This window comes from Armatimonadota bacterium (genome assembly GCA_028871815.1).
GTDB lineage: Bacteria > Armatimonadota > Chthonomonadetes > Chthonomonadales > Chthonomonadaceae > REEB205.
Window position 1 is genome coordinate 15,157 of the sequence record JAGWMJ010000002.1, and the last position, 19,835, is coordinate 34,991.

The 19,835-nt window shown below is 61.7% G+C and carries 17 protein-coding genes, 1 pseudogene and 1 riboswitch; of the genes and pseudogenes, 8 read left to right on the forward strand and 10 right to left on the reverse strand.

Translation table 11 applies throughout. The features are described 5' to 3' along the window. The first annotated feature begins 114 nt into the window (after nt 1–114). From KGJ62_03055 to KGJ62_03070, 4 genes are all read left to right on the forward strand, one after another. Nucleotides 115–810 (forward strand): cytochrome b/b6 domain-containing protein, encoded by a 696-nt coding sequence (locus KGJ62_03055; protein ID MDE2125544.1) that lies wholly within the window; start codon nt 115–117, stop codon nt 808–810. Nucleotides 811–822: 12 nt separating this feature from the next. Beyond that, nucleotides 823–1,293 carry a hypothetical protein gene (locus tag KGJ62_03060; GenBank protein MDE2125545.1) on the forward strand — a complete coding sequence of 157 codons (471 nt, stop codon included), beginning with the start codon at nt 823–825 and terminating at the stop codon, nt 1,291–1,293. A gap of 283 nt (nt 1,294–1,576) precedes the next feature. Further along, a complete protein-coding gene (locus tag KGJ62_03065) occupies nt 1,577–2,239 on the forward strand; it encodes a molybdopterin-dependent oxidoreductase (GenBank protein MDE2125546.1) in 663 nt (220 codons plus the stop codon). A 134-nt stretch (nt 2,240–2,373) separates the two neighbouring features. Beyond that, nucleotides 2,374–2,715: a hypothetical protein gene (locus KGJ62_03070; GenBank protein MDE2125547.1), complete on the forward strand. Its 342-nt coding sequence runs from the start codon at nt 2,374–2,376 to the stop codon at nt 2,713–2,715. A gap of 1,245 nt (nt 2,716–3,960) precedes the next feature. Here KGJ62_03070 and KGJ62_03075 read toward each other — a convergent pair. Genes KGJ62_03075 through cysE form a run of 6 tightly spaced genes read right to left on the reverse strand, consistent with a single transcriptional unit; the run spans nt 3,961 to nt 9,253 of the window. Further along, nucleotides 3,961–4,758 (reverse strand): hypothetical protein, encoded by a 798-nt coding sequence (locus KGJ62_03075; GenBank protein ID MDE2125548.1) that lies wholly within the window; start codon nt 4,756–4,758, stop codon nt 3,961–3,963. Continuing rightward, complete coding sequence (locus tag KGJ62_03080) at nt 4,755–5,834, reverse strand: tRNA-guanine transglycosylase (protein ID MDE2125549.1); 1,080 nt, start codon at nt 5,832–5,834, stop codon at nt 4,755–4,757. The genes KGJ62_03075 and KGJ62_03080 overlap by 4 nt, the downstream gene beginning before the upstream one ends. A gap of 20 nt (nt 5,835–5,854) precedes the next feature. Further along, complete coding sequence (gene rsmI, locus KGJ62_03085; protein MDE2125550.1) at nt 5,855–6,541, reverse strand: 16S rRNA (cytidine(1402)-2'-O)-methyltransferase; 687 nt, start codon at nt 6,539–6,541, stop codon at nt 5,855–5,857. Beyond that, the gene (locus KGJ62_03090) at nt 6,535–6,942 is read right to left on the reverse strand and encodes a GNAT family N-acetyltransferase (protein ID MDE2125551.1); all 408 of its coding nucleotides are present in this window, start codon (nt 6,940–6,942) and stop codon (nt 6,535–6,537) included. The genes rsmI and KGJ62_03090 overlap by 7 nt, the downstream gene beginning before the upstream one ends. Nucleotides 6,943–6,979: 37 nt before the next feature. After that, nucleotides 6,980–8,446, reverse strand: a complete 1,467-nt coding sequence (locus tag KGJ62_03095) for a VanW family protein (protein MDE2125552.1) — start codon at nt 8,444–8,446, stop codon at nt 6,980–6,982. A gap of 60 nt (nt 8,447–8,506) precedes the next feature. Continuing rightward, the gene (gene cysE / locus KGJ62_03100; protein MDE2125553.1) at nt 8,507–9,253 is read right to left on the reverse strand and encodes a serine O-acetyltransferase; all 747 of its coding nucleotides are present in this window, start codon (nt 9,251–9,253) and stop codon (nt 8,507–8,509) included. 183 nt (nt 9,254–9,436) lie between these two features. On the opposite strand from cysE, the gene KGJ62_03105 reads away from it, so the two are divergent. The 4 genes from KGJ62_03105 to KGJ62_03120 all read left to right on the forward strand — a co-directional run bounded on the left by KGJ62_03105 (nt 9,437) and on the right by KGJ62_03120 (nt 15,831). Continuing rightward, complete coding sequence (locus tag KGJ62_03105) at nt 9,437–10,243, forward strand: phytanoyl-CoA dioxygenase family protein (protein MDE2125554.1); 807 nt, start codon at nt 9,437–9,439, stop codon at nt 10,241–10,243. A 188-nt stretch (nt 10,244–10,431) separates the two neighbouring features. After that, complete coding sequence (locus KGJ62_03110) at nt 10,432–13,677, forward strand: PD40 domain-containing protein (GenBank protein MDE2125555.1); 3,246 nt, start codon at nt 10,432–10,434, stop codon at nt 13,675–13,677. A gap of 252 nt (nt 13,678–13,929) precedes the next feature. Beyond that, the gene (locus KGJ62_03115) at nt 13,930–14,553 is read left to right on the forward strand and encodes a hypothetical protein (protein MDE2125556.1); all 624 of its coding nucleotides are present in this window, start codon (nt 13,930–13,932) and stop codon (nt 14,551–14,553) included. A 102-nt stretch (nt 14,554–14,655) separates the two neighbouring features. Next, on the forward strand, nt 14,656–15,831 hold the full coding sequence (locus KGJ62_03120; protein MDE2125557.1) for a glycoside hydrolase family 18 protein: 1,176 nt from the start codon (nt 14,656–14,658) through the stop codon (nt 15,829–15,831). Nucleotides 15,832–15,839: 8 nt separating this feature from the next. On the opposite strand, the gene KGJ62_03125 is transcribed toward KGJ62_03120, so the two are convergent. The 4 genes and pseudogenes from KGJ62_03125 to KGJ62_03140 form a co-directional block, all read right to left on the reverse strand. After that, nucleotides 15,840–17,264: a sodium:solute symporter family protein gene (locus KGJ62_03125; GenBank protein ID MDE2125558.1), complete on the reverse strand. Its 1,425-nt coding sequence runs from the start codon at nt 17,262–17,264 to the stop codon at nt 15,840–15,842. Between the two features lie 119 nt (nt 17,265–17,383). After that, nucleotides 17,384–18,043: a thiamine diphosphokinase gene (locus KGJ62_03130; protein ID MDE2125559.1), complete on the reverse strand. Its 660-nt coding sequence runs from the start codon at nt 18,041–18,043 to the stop codon at nt 17,384–17,386. 574 nt (nt 18,044–18,617) lie between these two features. Further along, nucleotides 18,618–18,833: pseudogene (locus KGJ62_03135) on the reverse strand (prepilin-type N-terminal cleavage/methylation domain-containing protein). Nucleotides 18,834–18,905: 72 nt separating this feature from the next. Then, a riboswitch (TPP riboswitch) is annotated at nt 18,906–19,007 on the reverse strand. Nucleotides 19,008–19,062: 55 nt separating this feature from the next. Next, entirely contained in the window at nt 19,063–19,746 is a 684-nt protein-coding gene (locus KGJ62_03140) for a hypothetical protein (protein MDE2125560.1), read from the reverse strand. Nucleotides 19,747–19,835: the final 89 nt, after the last annotated feature.

Sequence of the window (19,835 nt, forward strand, 5' to 3'; positions counted from 1 at the left end):
TTCCCCGATTGGAAACCGGATGACAGAGGCGATTAGCGACCGTCCGGGGAGTATAATGGTCGGTGGTGGTTTTGTGAGGCCGCGTCGCTCGCTCCATGTGTGCGCGATCTGCCTATGAAGCGTATCGAAAAGAAACATCCGCTTGCCATCCGCTGGTTTCACTGGATAAACTTTCCGGTGTTGATGGTGATGATCTGGAGCGGCCTGCTCATCTATTGGGCGAACGATGTGATGCACATCCGCGTCGCCGGCAAAACGCTCTTCCATTTCTTTCCAAACTGGTTCTATTCGCGGTTTAATCTCGATCAACGCCTGGCGGAAGGCATGGCATGGCACTTTACGTTCATGTGGCTCTTTGTCATCAATGGGCTGCTCTACGTGCTCACCACCGCGTTCCTGGGTGAGTGGCGCTTCATTCTGCCGAACCGGCACTCGTTTCGAGAGGCCATCCAGGTGACGCTTCACGATCTGCATCTCAGCCGGAAACAACCACCGCGGCGCAAATTCAACGGCGCGCAGCAGATCGCCTACACCAGCATCATCATTATGGGAGCCGGTTCCACTCTCACCGGGCTCGCCATCTACAAACCCATCCAGTTGGCGTGGCTGACTGCGCTTTTTGGAGGATACACCGTGGCGCGGTTCTTCCACTTTTGGCTGACCATAGGTTTCTGCCTCTTCTTCGTCGTGCACATTGGACAGGTGGTTAAAACGGGGTGGGGCAACTTTCGTGCCATGGTCACCGGCTTCGAGCTGGTGGAGGCGCCGGAGCCGGAAGGCGACGCGGCTGTCACGCCGGCTTCCGGTTAGTCGAGGAGGCGTATGGTTATTGGGCTGACCGGCATGTACGACCTCATCTCAGGCTCCGGCCGGCCCAACGGCAGGCCGCCCAGCAACCTGCACGGCGATGCGGAACAGCCGTCAGTCCGTACGCGCCGGCATGCCGCGTTGGCAGGAGGCCTCGTCTGCCGCACGGGCGAACCGAGCTTCAGGGTGAGTTACCGACGATTGCTCGTGCCTATGGCAGGCCTGATTACGGGTATCCTTGCATGGGTGCAAGTGCTCTATCCGATGCCACTTTATGTGGTTGGCATCGGGTTGGCGGCGGGCGCACTTCTCATCCCGGGCTTTGCCCTGATAACGCAGAAGCAACAAAACACGTATCCGCATAAGCGGGCTTGGTTGGATTATGAAGTTAGCGTGATAACGTATCGCGCGCTTGTTGCGATAGGTAAGGTGCTGGTCATGGCGGACGCTGCCGCTGGCCAGCATGGAGGTGGCGATGCCGGGTGACGAGGCGCCGACGAAGGCGCCCTCGGGTGATGAAGCCGTCCGCGCGATGCGGAGGCTATCTCGCCGGAGCTTTGCCTGGGCTGCTCTTGTCGGGGCAACCGCCTACGGCGGGTGGCGATGGCTCGACAGCCAGTATCAGGAAGATGGAATCATCTGGCCGCTCCGCCGCGTACTCGAAGTTAACGAGGGCTTCGCGCGCGATTATTACAGCCCGAAGCGGCTTGCACCTCAGTTCCCCGCAGCCGCGGCGCGTGAGCCATTGGCGAATGGCGACATCGGCATCATGGATGACCTGGACCCCGCAACCTGGAGGTTGCGCGTGATGGGCCTCGCCGATATGTCGGGCGCCGATACCGCCCCCGCGAGTGCGGCGCCCGTAGCCGACAAAAAATCCTCAGGATCCCGCAAGAAACCGCCGCCTACGGGAGAATCCACCTCCGGCGCGGGCGGTGGCGCCGTGCAGACCGATATGGCGATGACGGGGTCGCCGGCTCTGACCCTGGGGCTGCACGCCATCAAGCAACTGCCGAGAATTGAGATCGTTACGCAGCTCAAGTGCATCGAGGGATGGGCAACTGTAGTTCGGTGGGCAGGCGCGCGGTTTGCCGACTTTGTCGCGCAGTACCCACCCGAAACGCAGTCCGGCAACGATCCCGATGTGCGCCACCACCCCGAAGATTTGGCCCAGTACGTCAGCCTGGTAACGCCCGACGGCGCCTACTATGTAGGTTTGGATATGGCCAGTGCGCTGCACCCGCAAACGCTGCTGTGTTACGAAATGAACGGCGCGCCGTTATCTCAGGATCATGGTGCGCCGCTACGACTGGTCATTCCGGTGAAGTACGGCATCAAGCATCTGAAGCGCATCGGCCTGATACGTTATACAAACAAGCGCCCGGCGGACTACTGGGCGGAGCAGGGATATGATTGGTATGCCGGGCACTGACCGGATCAACAAGCTTTATCGAATCTGCCGGGCGATACGCGGCCTCGGGCCCGGCCGATGCGCAGCGCGCCGCTTCCGCGGCGTGGCGCCAGCTGGCCGCACATCCAGAAACGGTCACAAGGAGACCTGAATCAATGGGACGACGACTGCTTGCTGCCCTCGGGGCAACCGCCATGCTGGTGTCACTTACCGCTATGCCGCTGCTGGCACAGCACAAGATGACCAAGCACGGCAAGATGGCTATGCACGGCAAAATGATGCATGGCAAGAAAGCCATGCACGGCAAGAAAGCTATGCACGGCAAGAAAGCCATGCACGGCAAGAAAGCCATGCACGGTATGAAGATGCACAGCAAAACGATGCACGGCAAGATGATGCACGGCAAGATGATGCATGGCAAGACGATGCATGGCAAGATGATGCATGGCAAGATGATGCACATGAAGATGGGCGCACACAAAAAGCCCACCAAGTAGCGCTCCAGCGTCCGGCGGCGAAAGCCAGCCGGCGCTGGTGCTCCTGTACAAAGCTCCCGTGCCGTTGCTGCGGAAACCAATTGGCTCTTAGAGTTTTCCGGTTCTGTGGCGCGGCGCGGTGAGCTTTGGAAGTTGGAACGAACGGTCGATTGGTTTGAAGCGAGAGGAGACGGATTAATGGGAAGACGATTGCTGGCAGTCATCGGGGCCGCTGCTTTGCTCATGGGCCTCACCGCCATGCCGCTTCTGGCACAGGACAACTTGGCGCACCGCACGAAGACGGTGAGCCACCGTACCGTGGTGGCGCATCGCACGGTTACGCACGGAACCCGAGCCACACGCCGCGCGAAGAGGCACGTCGCCCGGGTGGCCCGCCGCACGAGGCGGCACGTCCGGCGAGTGGCTCGGCGTACCAGAAGGCATATACGCCGGGTTGCGCGCCGCACGAGACGGCATGTAAGGCGAGTGGCTCGGCGGATGAGGCGGCATGCCAGACGCGCCGAGCGCCACACCGCGAGGCACAACGCACGAGTCGCGAAACACGAGCCCGCCAAATAGTCGACCGGCGTTCGCCACAGCCATCGGGCCGGGCGCCGGTGTTGCGTGTCGCCCGGCCCGTCGGCGCATTGTGGCGGCGCGGGCCGGTATCAGGGCGCGCTGACCGCGCTCTTCGAACCGTCGGGAGATGAAGTTTTGAGAAACAGGCTGCTCGTCGCCATTGGGGCTATCACCGTGTTGATGAGCATAATGGCAATACCGGTGTCGGCGCAAACCGCAACCTCGGCGCATCACAAGACGTTGGCGCAACGCACGGCAAGCAATCTCGAGCGCGGAATACGCAGCGCAAAGCGCCACATAAAGCGTGGTGCGGCCAGCGCGAAGAGGAACGTGAACAAGGGCGCCCGCAGCGCCAGGCGACATACGGGGCGCGGCATACGCAGCGCAAAGCGCCATATAAAGCGCGGTGCGGCCAGCGCGAAGAGGAACGTAAACAAGGGCGGCCGCAGCGCTAAGCGACATACGAGGCGCGGAATACGCAGCGCAAAGCGCCATATAAAGCGAGGTATTGCCAGCGCCGGGAGGCATATTGCGCCTGCCCACACCACTTCCGACAAGTAGTCGGCGCCAAGAGGGCGATGTGAACTCCGTGGTAAAGCATCTCAAGCAGAAGTAACATGTGCCCACGTGCTCCACGCACAGCCGCACTAGCGCGCCAACGGCGGCGCCGGCGGAATCAGCTCGCTTTCATCGCTGTTTCCACACGATAAACGCCGTCTCGGTACGGAAGCCCAAGCGCTCAGTTCTCCATGGCTCATCCGCGAGCCAAACACGCATCAGCTGGCTGTAGTTCTGGTCCATGCCACGCTGAGCCCCTCCAAGACTTGTCGTTGGAAACGAGACGACGAGGGCCGGCGCCGGCACGTTCCGCATCAGCCGAATCGCTGATCCGGGCTCCAGGCGCTCCAGCGCGGGAAGCAGCTTAAGCATCAGCGCCACATCGGCCGGTTCACAGCGCAATGCGCCAAGCAGATCGGCGGGTTCGGCCAGGCCATGGACGCCGGCGGCGTCGAACCCGGCCTGAATCACGGACGTTATGTCGCTGCGTGCGTCCAGCGCGTGGTACCGAACATCGGATGGCAGCCCCATCCATGGCAGGGCGGCTGGATTCACGCCGCAGCCCAGGTCCAGAACGCTGTGCACCGGGCCGACTGCACTGAAGATCGAGGCGTAGAACTGCGCCATCTCCGGCAGCCGCTCGCGCGTAGAGGCATGGCGCTGCAGCAGATCGCGGCAGACCGTGCTGCGCTCGCCGGCGTCCTTGCAAGCCGCGTAGCGCTTCCGCCACGCGGTAACATTCAACGGCGCGGGGCATGGCGCCGAAACCGCGAGGTGAAGCGCGCGGCGAACCTCGGCTTCGGCCCGGTCCGAATCTGGATATCGCGCCACGGCGGCGTCGGCAAGATGCTGAACAACGTGCGCAGCTGTGGTGCGATACTTCCGCGATGCAAGCACAGCCTGCACGATCGGCTCAGCCTGGGTCACCGCGCACGCTCCCGAGCAAGCAGCCCCATCAAGCGCTGCATGAAGCTCAGGTTGTGCAGTGTGGCCAGCCGTGCGTAAAGCCCGTCACCCTGTCTCCGCAGATGACGCAAGTACCCGACGCTGTACCTGCTGCAAGTCGTGCAATCGCACCAGGGCGACGCCGGCCGGCGGTCCCTTACGTGACGGTCGTCGTCGATATACAGATATCGCCACCAGCAGCCATCGGTGGCGAGAGCGGAACTGTTCGGATCCTCACGCCAGGTAAACAGTCGCCCATCGCGGGCGTCACGCGTGGGCAGGGCGCTGTCGAACAGGTCATAGCCCAGCCTGGCGCACAGTACAACGTGGTTTGGGTTGCCGATGCCAAGAGCATGTAGTGGCCAGCATGCTGGAACGGCTTCACGCACAAAAGCCAGCGTCTCCTCCAGAATGCTCCCCGTTGCCGAGAGCGGCCAGCCGCCATAACCGTAGCCGTCGAAGCCGATCTCAAGCAGTCGATCGGCGCACTCTCGCCGCAAAGTGAGGTGGGCGCCGCCTTGAACTACCGCAAACAGCATTCGACCCGTGTCGGGTGGTCGAGAGTTTGCTTCGTCAAATGTGGCCCGGCACTTGCGCGCCCAGGCAACCGTGCGCGCCACCGAGCTGCGCTGCTCATCGTACCGATCGTCGCTGTGCGTGCAGTCATCCAGGCAGATGGCGACATCAGCACCCATCGCAATCTGGGTTCGGATGCTCTTCTCCGCGCTCCACACATGGCTGCCAACGTCACCCTCCGAACGGTAGCGAAAGCCTGACGGCGTTATCACGCCCGCGCCATTGCCGGCCCGGATGAGTGAATAGATCTGAAACCCGCCGGAGTCCATAACAATGGGCCGGTTCCATCCCGCCATGGCGTGCGCGCCACCGAGCGCCGAAACCACGCCGGCGCCCGGCTTTCGCGCCAAATGGAACGCATTCATAACAACAGCTTGTACGCCGGCCGTTTCCAGGTCAGCGGCATCGGCGGAACGGACGTAGCCATGCGTGGCGTCGGGCAGAAACGCCGGCAGCGGCACGGCGCCATGGGGCAAATGCAGAGCGGTTTGGCGTGCGGGCCTCACTCCGGCGGCCGGCTGGCACGCGGAGATCCGCCAATCACGACCACGTACTCGCCAAGTCGCTTCGCTGCCTCGGCGATCTGCTGCAGTTCCGAAAGTGAGCCGCGTTGAACACTCTCAAACTTTTTGGTCAGGTCGTTCAATATCGCCGCCGGTCGATCACCGTAAACAGCCAGCGCGTCATGGAGCGACGCAGCAAGTCGGTGTGGGCTTTCGAAGAAGACCAGCGTGTGAGGCGATTCGGCATCGACGGCGAAGAACCGCCGCCTGGGACCGGACTTGCGCGGCGGGAATCCGCGAAAGGTAAAGCTGTGAACCGGAAGTCCGCTCAGGGCCACCGCCATGATGACCGCGGATGGACCCGGAACCATCGTCACCTCAACGCCCAACTCAGCCGCGCCGCGAACTAGCGTAAAGCCCGGATCCGAGACACATGGCGTGCCGGCGTCGCTCACAACGGCTATGCACTTGCCGGAGGCTGCCAGACGCAAGAGCTCGGGAGCCGAGGAACTCTCGTTGTGCTCATGGAATGCAAGCTGCCGGGCTTCGATTCCCAGCCGTTTCAGCAGCATCCCCGTTTTACGCGTATCTTCGCTGGCAACGAAATCCGCCTGCTTCAGCGCTTCGATAGCGCGAAGTGTGATGTCATCCATGTTGCCGATAGGCGTTGCAACCAGGATCAGCACGACGTCTGCGCCGGCTGGCGCACCATCCATCGCTCCGGCGAGGGCAGCGGCTCAAACCCGCAAGCGGCGTACACACGATGCGCGTCGCGCGTTGCCAGCACCCAGCGGCGCAGTCCCTTATGCTCCGGATGATCCAGCGCAAAACGGACCATGGCGCGGGCGAGGCCCTGCTGGCGGTGCGGCTTGTCGACCCAAACGTCACAAATCCACGCGAACGTCGCCCGGTCGGACACCACGCGCAGGTAGCCGGCCTGTACCCCGCCGAAATAGGCGCCGACCAGCAGCGAACTGCCCGCGGCCGCGCGCTCCACGCGTTCCCGGCTTACACCCGGCGACCAGTACGCCGCAGTGAGCCACGCATGAACGCGATCGAAGTCGATCCGCGACGCATCACAATCCAGCTGGTAACCGCGATATGCCTGCTGCAATGGGACCAGCCTACTGGCCCGGCCGAACCGGCGGCACGAGGGGCTGTTGGGGAGGAGTTTGGGGCAACGCGGGATGTGGCTGTGGGGCCGGTGCCGAACCGACCAGCAGGATACGTGGAAACATTCGGTAGTGATCGCGGGAAATCAGCTGGCGGCTCACTACCTCGCCATTCTCACGTGTTACCCGGTAGACCGTTACATGGATGGAGGGGTGACCCTTGTCTTTTACCACGACGCGCCCCGGCGGAAGCGCCGGGTCTTTCACCCGCTCTACGGCGACCGGCTGCACCGACCTATCTGCCAACTCGATGTCCACGTCGCGCCCAGCCTGCTTCTTGCCATAGATGCTGAACGTCAGCCGGTTGTGCCACGCCGAAGCGAAAATACAGATCGGCGTCGCCATACTGTTCGCAAAGCGGAAATCGATCGAACCCCACGCAACGGTTGCATCACGGCCCGGTGGCAAGTAATGGACCGGAAAGGCGTGATGAGCGCGCCGCACCACCTTCAAGTCGGCCAACAGCACCGCGTTGTAAAGCGTACTCGAGACCTGGCAAACACCGCCGCCCATGCCCGGAACCAGCTCGCCTTTAATGATCACCGGCGCAGTCTTGAAGCCATCCTGCTCGATACGTGGCCCCACCACGTTGTTATACGAGAATATCTGACCGGGAGCCAATGTCGTGCCGTTGATGTGCCGCGCGGCAAGAGCGATGTTGCTCTTGCGGTTTGGCGAGCTGCCACCATAGCGCGTGGTATACCGCCCCAGGAGGCCGTCGATCAGTTTCAGGTCGGAGGTCTGCAGCGTGGGACGCGTTTTTACCATTGCCATTACAACACCAATGTGTGGCGCCGCTTGCTGAGCGGTGATCGGCGCCGGTGGCGAAGTCTGGGATGGAACTGCGCCGATAGAATTGGCGCCGAGCGTTGTGGATGCCTGGTTAACGTACACCTGCCATGCCGCAGCAACGCGCTGACTGGTGTCGCGCACGTCCAGCGCGACGCCGTCAGCGCCGGGCGCCGTGTGCATCTCGCCATCGGCGGCGAGGGCTAGTCTCGGGTTGCGAAATGGCCGGTCCGTAATTAGCGAGAGCTTATGGAGCGCGGCGTCCAGGCGCGCGTTGTCAACCGCGCCGGAGATGCTCCATGCTGCCTGGGCGGGCGCCCCGGCCGACCGCGTGTCCTCGGATGGCTGGGCTCGTACGGTAAGACCCATGGCGGCGCAGGTCCGAGTGATCCAGGCGCCCGTCACCGGGTTATTCAGCAGCACTTTAGCGCCGTTCATCCGTTTGGTGAAGGCATCCATGTCCACTTGCGAGGCCTGCACATGCGCCGGCAGCCGGTGCATGGCACCGCGCCCGCGGAACGCCAACGCAACAAGTGCGCCGCCCACCGCAAAGGCGGTCAACAGCGCGCCGCCCCCTAAGCGCGTTATGGATGCCGGCATCCGCCGGCCGGTTCTGGTTTCAGCTGCCAATTGGGTTTATCCGTGGGCTTTGATGTGGCCTCCGCCACTTCAGTTCCGCCGATCTCTGCGTCATAACCGTGTGGCCTGCGAGTTAAACACGCCGGTGCCGCGTGTGGTTTCGCCGGTTTCACGACCAGGATCTCGCTCCATCTGCGCGATAAGCTCCTCCAGTTTTTCGCTGTGCTGCTCCAACAACTCCAGCCGCGCGCGTAGTTCACGGATGGTTTCGTCCTGCGGATCCACCCGGTTTATAACGTTGTCCATTACCTGAGGCAGCTCGGTTCCGCCGTCGCCAAGTCGCAGGCCGTTCTGCACTACAATTCGGCCCGGTATACCCACCACGGTGGAGTTTGCCGGAACATCTTTGTTAACAACCGCGTTGGCGCCGATTCGGCTGTGATCGCCAATCGTCACCGGTCCAAGTATCTTGGCCCCCATGCCTACAAGTACGCCATTGCCAAGTGTCGGATGCCGTTTCGTACGCTCCATGCTGGTGCCGCCCAGCGTCACCTGATGGTACAGCAGCACGTCATCGCCGATTTCGGTGGTCTCGCCGATGACCACGCCACTGCCATGGTCCAAAAAGAAACGACGCCCGATCACGGCGCCGGGATGTATCTCAACACCTGTGACCGCCCGGTTGATCTGGGAGATGACGCGGGCGATAAAGCGTAGGCGCCAAGCCCAAAGCCGATGGGCAAATCGGTGCGCCCACAGCGCGTGCAGGCCCGGATAGGTAAGAACCTCCGGCACAGTGCGCGCAGCCGGGTCCTTGGCAATTACGGTCTTTATGTCCTCGCGGAGGAGGGCGATCAGGTTCAAGGTGCTGGCAGTGGTGATGTGCCGGCCACGGTCCGGTTTGGCAACGACTGAGAGTTCGTTAAGTATAGCACACCCATCCACTCAACCATCCGCGTTACGACCTCGGCAGGAACCGGCTCATTTATGCGCGAACCAAACCCTGGAAATCCAAAGGATTGCACCACGAGGACACGCATTATGACAGCAGCCCTGGGGGCCGCGTGGGCGGATACTCAAACCGTTTCGTCGGCCTCAGCCGACGAAGTTTCGTTCTACCGTACTGAGGGATACGTACAGCTTGGGCGGATATTCACCACAGCAGAGATGGCCGATCTGCGTCTGCATGTGGATGAAATGATTGCAGCGCTGCCGGAGGGAAAGCGCCCCGAGACCCTGGACGTGCCCCACTTTGAGGATCCATGGCTCTTTCGGTACCTGGCGCACCCACGCGTTCTTGACGTGATTGAGTCCTTCATCGGTCCCGACATTGTGCTCTGGTCCAGTCACTTCATCGCCAAACCTATGGGAGACGGCAAGTCCGTGCCCTGGCACACGGATGGCGCCTACTGGAATGGCCGGCTGGAACCCATGGAGGTGATCACGCTGTGGCTGGCCGTTGACCCCTCAACACGGGAGAACGGCTGCATGCGCGTCATTCCGAGGTCGCACACCGCTCTTCAGGCCCACATCGATAGCTATGTGCCGGTGGATGGCAGCACCAACGTTTTTTCGTCCCGTATTCCACCGGAACTGATCGATGAGTCGGCGGCGGTCGACCTGCAGCTGCAGGTCGGCGAGAGTCATTTTCACGGCGCCTGGACCATTCACGGGTCAAATGCCAATCACTCCAATATGCGCCGATGCGGGTACACCATGCGATATATGCCGGCAAATGTCGTGCACCAGCGCAAGGGCTGGAACAATTCGCATCGAATCTATCTGCTTCGCGGCAGCGACCGAACCGGCGGCCGGAATGACTTCGCGCCGGTCCCGCAGATCGACTGAACCGGGGATCGCCACTCGCGCGGTACACTGAGTATGCGGGCAGCCGGCTCTTGCGCCGGGCAAGGCCGAAGCCACTTGGATGGTCGGCTTCCGTTGACACCCGTTTGAAACATCGTGTCCGCAACGTGCCAATGCTTGTTCGTTTGCGCTTGAACCAGTCGGACGCATTCCTTATCTGGAGGTACCGTTTGAAACGTCAAATTGCTGCTCTGCTGGGACTTGCTGCCGCCCTTGCGGCTGTGGCGGCGCATGCACAGAATGCCGACCCGGGCCGGCAGCGCCTTGCCCGAATGCCGGATATCAGCAAAACCAGTATTGTGTTCGTCTATGGTGGTGACCTGTGGCTGGTATCGCGCAACGGTGGCACCGCACGGCGACTTACGGCGAGCCCGGGACCAAAGGCCTTTCCAAAGTTTTCGCCAGACGGCAAATGGATTGCATTCTCCGCCCAGTACGACGGCATCGCTGCAGTATATATCATCCCGTCGACCGGTGGCGACCCGATTCAGTTGACGTATCACCCGACGCCATCCATCGTGGACGGCTGGACACCGGATAGTAAGGCCGTGCTGTTCCGATCGGGACGCGAGGCGCACTCCTACCGCTACCAGCAACTGTTTACCGTGCCCGTTACCGGTGGCCTCGCTACGCGACTGCCGATTCCCACCGGAGGGCTGGCGTCGTATTCTCCCCACGGCAACCAGATTGCCTACAACGCCATCTCCAGTGAGTTCGCAACCTGGAAGCGCTACCGCGGTGGCGAGCAGTCGTACGTCTCGGTCTTCAATCTGGTGACCCACCAGTACTACGAGGTTCCTCATGGCGCCGAAGAAGCGGCCTTCCCCATGTGGAGCGGCGGCCATATCTATTTCCTGTCCGACAAGACGGAGACAAAGAACCTTTACGATTTCAACGTGCAAACGCGCCAAACCCGGCCGCTTACGCACTATCAGGGCTACGATGTGGACTTTCCAAGCTGTGGCGCCGGCGCCATCGTGTTTCAGCATGGCGGACACCTGAATGTGCTGAACACGGCCACGGGCCATGTCAGGACTGTTGATATCAAGATTTACAGTGACAATGTGTCTGCGCGGCCGGAGTGGATCAATGTGTCCGGGCAGATCAGCGCGGCGTCACTCTCACCATCAGCGAAGCGCGTCGCCTTTGTGGCTCATGGAGAGATATTCACGGTGCCGGCAAAGCACGGCGCCACGCGAGACATCTCCAACACTCCTGGAGCGCGTGAGGTGGAGGCCGCGTGGTCGCCCGACGGCAAGCGGATCGCCTACTTCTCGGATGCTACCGGCGAATACGAACTCTATACGCGCCCGGCCGATGGAACCGGAGGGCCAACCCGCCTCACGTTCGACGGACACAACTGGCGCAGCAACATCGTCTGGTCGCCAGATTCGCAGTCGCTGCTCTATCGTGGAGCATCTGGCGCGCTCTACCTTGTCGGCGCGGATGGTAAGAAAGCCATCCTTGTCGACCACCTCGTGAGCCACGTTTCCACGGATAGCTGGTCGGCGGACAGTAAATGGATTGCATACTGCAAAAGCGGCAGCAACCTCTACAGCAACATCTGGCTCTACTCCGTGGAGCAGCAGAAGAGTTTCCGCGTGAGCGACGGCACATACGACGACAGTGACCCCGTGTTCGACCGGTCCGGTAAGTACCTCTTCTTTACGTCAGATCGGCACTTCTCGCCATCGAACAACGGTCTGGAGACCGCGATATCGGTGCCGCACCCCGGAGGCCTCTATCTGCTCACGCTGGCAGCGGCAACGCCCTCGCCATTCGCCCCGCGTGACGACGAAGAAGGCGCAACGCCCGCCAAACCTGCGCCGGTCACGCCGCCCAAACCCGCCACACCCGCCAATGACAAGAAGGTGGCGCCCAAGCCGGTGAACATCGACCTCCAGGGACTCTATCAGAGAATCGTGGCGTTGCCGGTGGCCAAGGGTGATTTCGGCAATCTGCAGACGGGCAGCGGCAAGCTGTTCTACGTGGAAGGCGCCGCCATTCACCTTTACGACCTGAGTGACCGCACCGACAAGGTCGTGATGCCGGGCGCCCAGAGCTACGTCCTGAATGCCGACGCCTCCAAGCTCCTGTACCAGGCCGGCGGAGGATGGGGCATCGTTCCCGCCACTGCGGGTCATACCGCGGCCGAAGGAAAGGTTGCCGTCGATCTGCAGATGCGCACCGTACCGCGGGAGGAGTGGCCCGAGATACTCCGCGATGCGTGGCGGTTCGAGCGCGATTTCTACTATAACCCCGCGATGCATGGCCTGAACTGGCAGGGGATGTACAAGAAGTACGCGGCGCTGGTACCGGAGATCGCAGACCGCAGCGATCTAACCTATCTGATCGGGCAGCTCATTGGTGAGCTCGACACCTCCCACTCCTACGTGTTCGGCACAGCCGGGCCGCCGGTACCTCATGTGAGCGTGGGGCTGCTCGGCGTCGACTTTGAGGCTGCAGGCAAGTACTATCGCATTGCCCGGATACTGCCCGGCCACAACTGGAATCCGGCGCTGGTTTCACCACTCACGGAGCCTGGTATCAAGGTGGCGGCCGGCGACTACCTGCTGGCAGTTAATGGATCTCCGCTTACAACAACCGAAAGTCCATACGAGCCATTCCAGAATACCGTTGGGGTGGTTACCGACCTTCGCGTGAACTCGGCGCCTACAGATGCCGGCGCCTGGGATATCAAAGTCAAGCCCATTGCCAGCGAGGGTGCGCTGCGCAACCTCGTGTGGGTTGAACATAATCGCGAATTGGTAAGCAAGGCGACCGGCGGGCGAATCGGTTATATCTACGTACCCGACACGGCCGGACCCGGAATGACCGCCTTCGCCGAGGGTTTCTATGCCCAGACCAACAAGCAGGGCCTGATCGTTGATGAGCGGTTCAACAGCGGCGGCGACATTCCGGATTTCTACATCCAGAAGCTCGACCGCAAACGCCTCAGCATCTTCACCGAGCGTTACGGGCCCGATATCGGCACGCCAACCGCCGCCATCTATGGGCCCAAGTGCATCATGACCAACGAGTGGTCCGGCTCGGGTGGTGACGCGTTCCCTTACTTCTTCCGCGAGGCCGGCATTGGGCCTGTCATCGGACGGAGGACCTGGGGCGGCCTCGTGGGGTACATGGGACCGCGCACGTTGATGGATGGGGGTGGCGTAACCGTTCCTCAGTTCGGATTGTGGGACCCGCATACCGGCAAATGGATAGCCGAGAACCACGGAATCGATCCTGATATCGACGTTCAGAATACGCCGGACAAGACGATCAACGGCGGTGACCCACAGCTTCAGGCGGCAATCAAATACGAACTGCAACAGCTTAAGCTGCATCCCACACCGAAATACGTGCATCCGCCGTTTTCCGTGGACAATCTGCCGGCGCAGGACGCGGTACCGTGAGGCGCTGCGTGGCCCACGCGATTGCGCCACGGCACAGCAGCCTGGCGGACCTCTGCGCGGCCGGGTTCCAGCGGAATGCGCGATCAATCAAGTTGGCCCCGCCAACGGCGGACTGATGGATAGATAATACGTGGATACTACGCAACTTCCTGGTGAGGCGAATTTGAAGTTGCCTGCTGCGACCGACGCTATAAATCCATACCACCTTCGCGCATCAGCGGCGCCGACCCGCACGCCGCGGCAGACCTACTCATGACAGAAACGGCTGAAGCACCGATCACCAGCTTCGTTGTGGATCGCCTCGGAATCGAGCAGCACGTGGGCGTCTCCGGCTTACCCCTTGGCGAGGAAGAGCGCACGCAGTGGATCACAGCGCTCGGCGCAGCCGTACAGCAGAAAGCGCGCCTCTTTACCGAGCGAAGGGTGACCGCGCGCTCGAACCGCGGCGTGCCGGTACCGGGTCGTACTCCCTATCGCATCGCGGCCGGCTTCCATCTCACTGAGGTCACCCGCATGGAGTATGTGCTGAGCACCATGGCTTTCACACTCCTGTCGGATCGCGTGCCGGTGCTCTCATTCGTGCCGATGCCGGCCGCCGCCAGCGCGGAGACTTTGAATCCAGGTGGGGCGCTCGCGATGCTAATTGCGTGGAGGATGGTCGCCAGCGGCAGCGATACCGATGCCCAGTACGTCAGCGCCATCAGCCCGGTGATGGAAGGTCAGGTCGCGGAGATGCTGGAGGCGCGGCCCGCCGTGGCAATCCTGCATCGCGCCTACCCGCAGGATGGCGTGATGGATGTTGCAGTGCCGATTGCCATTCGATTCGCTCAGATTGTAATCGGTCAGTTTGAGGATCTATCGGCCTCTGTTGAGTAGATCGCGGTAATTAGGGGCGACCGTGCAGACGGACCGACGGCAGCCAAAACGAATTGGCACAGCCGCGGCGAATGGAACAATACTGAACGGAGCGAATCACCCATGTCTCCAAACGCTTGCGGTTGGGCAGTCGCTTGCGCCGGTGCGTTGAGTCTTTGCGCGGTCACGCGGTCAACCGCAGCTGTGGCCGCCCACCGTCCGCCAAAATCATGGGTAGCTGGTTACTACGTGTCGTGGAATCAGGCCAACGGGCTGTTTCCGCCCTCGGAGATCGACTTCTCTGCGATATCGCAGGTGGTTCACTTCAGCATTCTGCCCAATGCGGATGGCTCGATAGATCCTGTCACTTGTGGCATCACCGCCGCTCAGTCGGCTGCCCTGGTGACGCTTGCCCATGCGGCGCATCGTAAAGCGCTCGTCTGCCTCGGCGGAGCCGGTAGCGCCGCGCGAATCCGGCCGGCCATCTCCGACGCGTCGAGGCAGGTATTCGTACAGAACCTGGCGCAGTTCGTCGTCTCGCGTGGCTATGACGGACTCGATCTGGATATGGAGCCAATCCGGGCGAGCGATACGGCAGATTACACGCAGTTTGTCATCGCGATGCGCAAGGCGCTCAATGTTGCGAAGCACGGCCTGCTGCTTACTGCTGCTGTCGGCGACCAGCCCGCCATGTTTGCGCAGCTCCAGCGCGATTTCGATGAAATCAATGTCATGACGTACGACATCGCCGGGCCGTGGCACGGCTGGGAGACCTGGTTCAACTCACCGATGACCAATGGCGGTCGCACGTTTCAAAGTAACGGCCGGCCACTCCCCTCCGTCGATAGCGAGGTGCAAACGTACCTCGGGGCCGGCGTGGCGCCAAAGAAGCTTGGGATTGGAATAGCATTTTATGGCGCCGTCTGGAGCGGCGCCAACGGGCCCAACCAGCCGCTGACCGGCGTGACCGTGGATAACACTGTGGATTACCACGACATCATGCGCCTCTACTATCGGCCACAAGCCTACCATTGGGATGCGCAAGCGGAAGCGCCATGGTTGGAAGTCGACGCGCCACAGCAGGCAGACCGCAAGTTCATCTCGTTCGATGACGAGCGGCTCATCGGTCTCAAGTTTGACTATATTCGCCGCTACCGCCTTGGAGGCGCGATCATCTGGGAGCTGAGTGGCGGCTACCGCGCCAGCCAGCCGGCCGGCATGAGGAATCCGCTGCTGCACGCGGTGCGGCGGGACTGGTTGAATCCCGAAGCCCTCAAGAAGCGACCATCGGGACCATGAGCCGTGGCTCAAGGCGTCGCGGTGCGAACTGACCGCTTCACCGCGAGGCCGAAACCGTAGATTGCGCTGCTAAAAGCAAGGCCAAGGTACATCGGCTGCCAGCCCAGCAGGAATTCCGGCGCGTCAAATCCGCCGTGGCGCCAACCCCATAGCAGGCTGACAAGCGCCGATCCGCCGCCGGTTGCGATACCCCACAGCGCAAAACGCCCATCCGGGCGCCAGCCCGAAGGAGCGTAGGCGCCGAGCAGCGGCAGCAGCAGCGCCGGTACATACACGTTGCCGAATGCGTACCACTGCTGCACCACCGAGGGCACCTCAATTGCAATGCCGATAGCCAGGGCGGATGTGGCAAACAGGCCCCAGCGAGTGAGCGACGGGATGCGATGCTCCGGCAATTCCGGCTTGATGCGCCACAGTAGATCCCGGCCTACGGTTACTCCGGCGATAAACGTGTAAGAGACCAGGCTCGCCATAATCGGCGCCAGCATCCCAACCACGAAAAAGCCCTTCAATCCGTGTGGAAGCGCTCGCTGCGCCAGTGCTGGAAACGCGTAGAGCGCATCGGGGAGGCCCGGCGCAAGTTTGCGGCTGAAGAGGCCCGTGAACGTGGTAAGCGCATCGAACACCATCCAGCAGCATACGGCGCCAACAATGCCCCAGACAGCGATCCGGCCCGATCGGGCCGCGTAGCATCGCTGATGAAACCCGGGGTCGACCAACGTGGTCAGGGCGATAAAGAACCAGACGAGTGCCCAGCCGATCGAATGTACGCCCAGGGGGGCCAGGTGCGTTTTGGGCAAAGCGCCCGGTCTCAGCAGCGCGTGCACGCCGCCGAAGCGCTGGATGCAAACCCACGCCAGCAGCGTGAAGCCGGCAAACATCATCGTGAACTGCACGGTGTTTACCCGCACGTCGGCCAGAAAGCCACCACGGAATACATACACGACAGAAAAAAGCACCGCCAGCAGCATTGCCGGCAGAACCGGCAGGCCGGTGATCGCCGAAAACAGCAGCGCGGCCATCAACGCATATTGGCTGGGGCTTGCATAGATAAAAGTGAGCGCGGCTCCGAGCAGCGCTGCGGGTTTGCCGTATGCCTCGGCAAGCTTGTCGGGAATGGTAAAGTTGGTGGCGCCTGCCGCGCGAACTCGGCGTGCCAGCCCGAAAGCGAACAGCAGTCCAAACAGGTAGTAGGGCAGTCCGTTTACCACCCAGGCGCTCAGACCGTCGGTATATACAAACTCACCGGCGCCGAGTACCGCGCCATACCAGGTGGCCACCAATGTGGCTACAAACACTAAGGGCCCAAGGTTGTTTTCGGCGATCAGCCAGCCTCGCACGGTTTCACGCCGGATGCCAAATCCTGCGACCAGCAGGAAGGCAACGTACAGCGCTACCCAAAACCAGTCGGTTCCGTTAAAGGTAAGGTGCAAACAGAGCCCCCATCAAGTGCGTCACGAGCCTCGCAATACAGCAGCGCCGGTGTCCTGTGGTTCTGTCCAATGCGCGGCCTTGACGCCTGCAGGTCGCATCGCGCGTTGCCAGCGGATGGTCAGGCCGGCGCTGCCACGCGCGGCCGGTGAAACACCAGCACGGCGCCATCCGTCGATGCCAGGCGCACAATCCCGCCGACCGCCTCATTGCTAACTCCGCGTGTGCCGGGTGGAAGGTAGGTGCGAGTAAGCGGCCATCGCACACCCGAGATGCTCACGGTTGCGCCTCCTGCGGCAAACACGGAGACGGTATCGCCGGCGCCGCACTCGATCAGCAGCTCACCGCCATCTAAGCCGGCCGGAATGCCGTAGACAGTTTCGCCGTCGGTCAGCAGTCGAATCGATCCGGGCTGCCCGCAGCGCGTCAGTATCAGCAGCGCGCCGAGCGAGTGATCCGCGCGGCCACCAAGCGCACCGAGAATAGTGATTTCCTGCGCACCGCGTTCCAGAGCCAATATCACACTCTTCTCAAGGTCCGCAACCTCCTGATCCGGAAGCGCCACGATCTCAGCGCGTGGAAACAGCGCTCCCGCCTGAGCACGCGAGATCGAGTCAAAGTCGCCGCACACAATATCCGCCTCGATCCCGAGACAGTGCGCCGTCATTGCGCCGCCATCCACGGCCAGCACCAGGTGGGCGATGTCTCGTTCCCGCTGAGCGAGCGTGGCTTCCGGCGGCTCACCGTTAGCGATAAGCAACGCACGAAGCAGATCAGTCACAGAGCCAGTACCAGGTGGAACCCGGGTTGCCGTCGCCCGGGGCACCGGGGTCATTGTCGTTGCTGCGCTGGCCGGCAGGGCAGACCACCTGATCATCGAACTGCCCACTCGTCACGGTGAACTTGCTGTGGCCATCTGCGAACACCGTGCCACCGCCGCGAGGATGCCACTGGGCAAAATATGTGGGGTAGTAGCCGTACTTGGCGCCATTCAGATCGGAGGGCCCAAACCACGGCATCATCTCGTCGCGCATAATGCGCGTCTCCGAGGGTGCGGCAAACTGCGCCAGCGTGGTGATCTGGGTGCTGGTGTAGAGCGTGTTGTTTTGACTCGACTCGCCGGCGATGGTGGTGTAGCTACCCCGGTCAAACCGGTAACTTGAGCCGTAGCACGCCCAATAACTGTTTCGGCCCGGACAGCCGTAAACAGGGTCTGCCAACGTTGGGCCGCCGTTATCGTCCGGGCAGCGGAAAATCTGCGGCTCTTTGGTATACGGCGCCAGTTCCAGTTCCACGCCCTTGTGCAAAGGGTCGCCCGACCACGCTCGAGTCCCACCCGGTGTTTGTGTGTTGTATGCGTAGAAAATCGGAAACGTCTCGTCGTAATCCTGCACATACATCTGCACGGCCATGCCGATTTCACGAACGTTGGAGGTGCATACAATCTGGCGAGCAGCCTCGCGCGCCTGTGAGAAGACCGGAAAGAGGATTGCCGCTAATACAGCTATAATAGCTATAACAACTAGCAGTTCGATCAACGTGAATCCGGCGCGAACCCTTTGCTGGCTCATCGGCGTTCTCCCTCAGATGCATCAACGCCGCCATTCATCGCTGAGAGGAGATGGCGGCGCATCACAACCTGTGGGGCGCGGCCGTCGCCTCCCTCCGCCGGTATTATCCGGATTCAGGTAGTTCAGGGTTGGGCTTTCACCCTCTCAGCCTCGGAAGCACCCCTGGCGCGGCACTATGCAGTTTTCATTCAATCGTATGATAGCGCATTTGCGCGCCCCGGCGACAGCGTTACCGTTTCTTTCCGGCTGTACCTCCGTTTGTCCTGACTCCTGCCTTTGAACCAACAGCCAGCCCATACACCTGCGCCATCTGTTTCAGATACTGGGCCTCCGTGCCCATACCCAACCTGGCGCGACGCTTGTCCAGATTTGCCGGGTCCTCAACCGGGTCCAGCACGATCGTTCCGCCGTGAAAGGTTGCCTGCGTCCCGTATAACTGCCGCTCATGCTGTGCTTTGCGTACGCGGTCCGTAAGATAGGCCACGTCGATTCCATCTACGCCGCGATGCGTGAACGCGCGCTGCATAAGACCAAGGCACTGCATCTGAAACCTGGGATCCTTATCGGCGTGCTGCACCAGCAGCCAGGCATCATGGGCGCCGTCGCGTCCCACCATCGGGATGGTCGGCCAACCATACCGCCTTACAATACGTTTCATCGCTTTCAGGTCGCTGGTATCCACCTTCGCCATCGCAGTCGCGGCCGTCTTGCTGATTCCGGCGATGCTGCCATGAGCCTTCATCTGCTTCACCATCTCCATACGCGCGGCCTGATCCGCCTGGACCATTGTTATCAGATGGAGCCGGAGCCGGGCATTCGCAACGGGACCGGAAGGTGCCTGTGCGGCCAACGGGGCGCCACAGGCAAGGATCATAGCTGCCAGTGCCGGCATCACCGCTCGCGGTTGGTTCATTTCGCCTCCTTTGGCGTCGCCGATGTCCAAAGCCTGTCGCCACGTGAAAACAAGGTCTCAACTTCTCTGAGACGTCGAGGCTTGAGCCG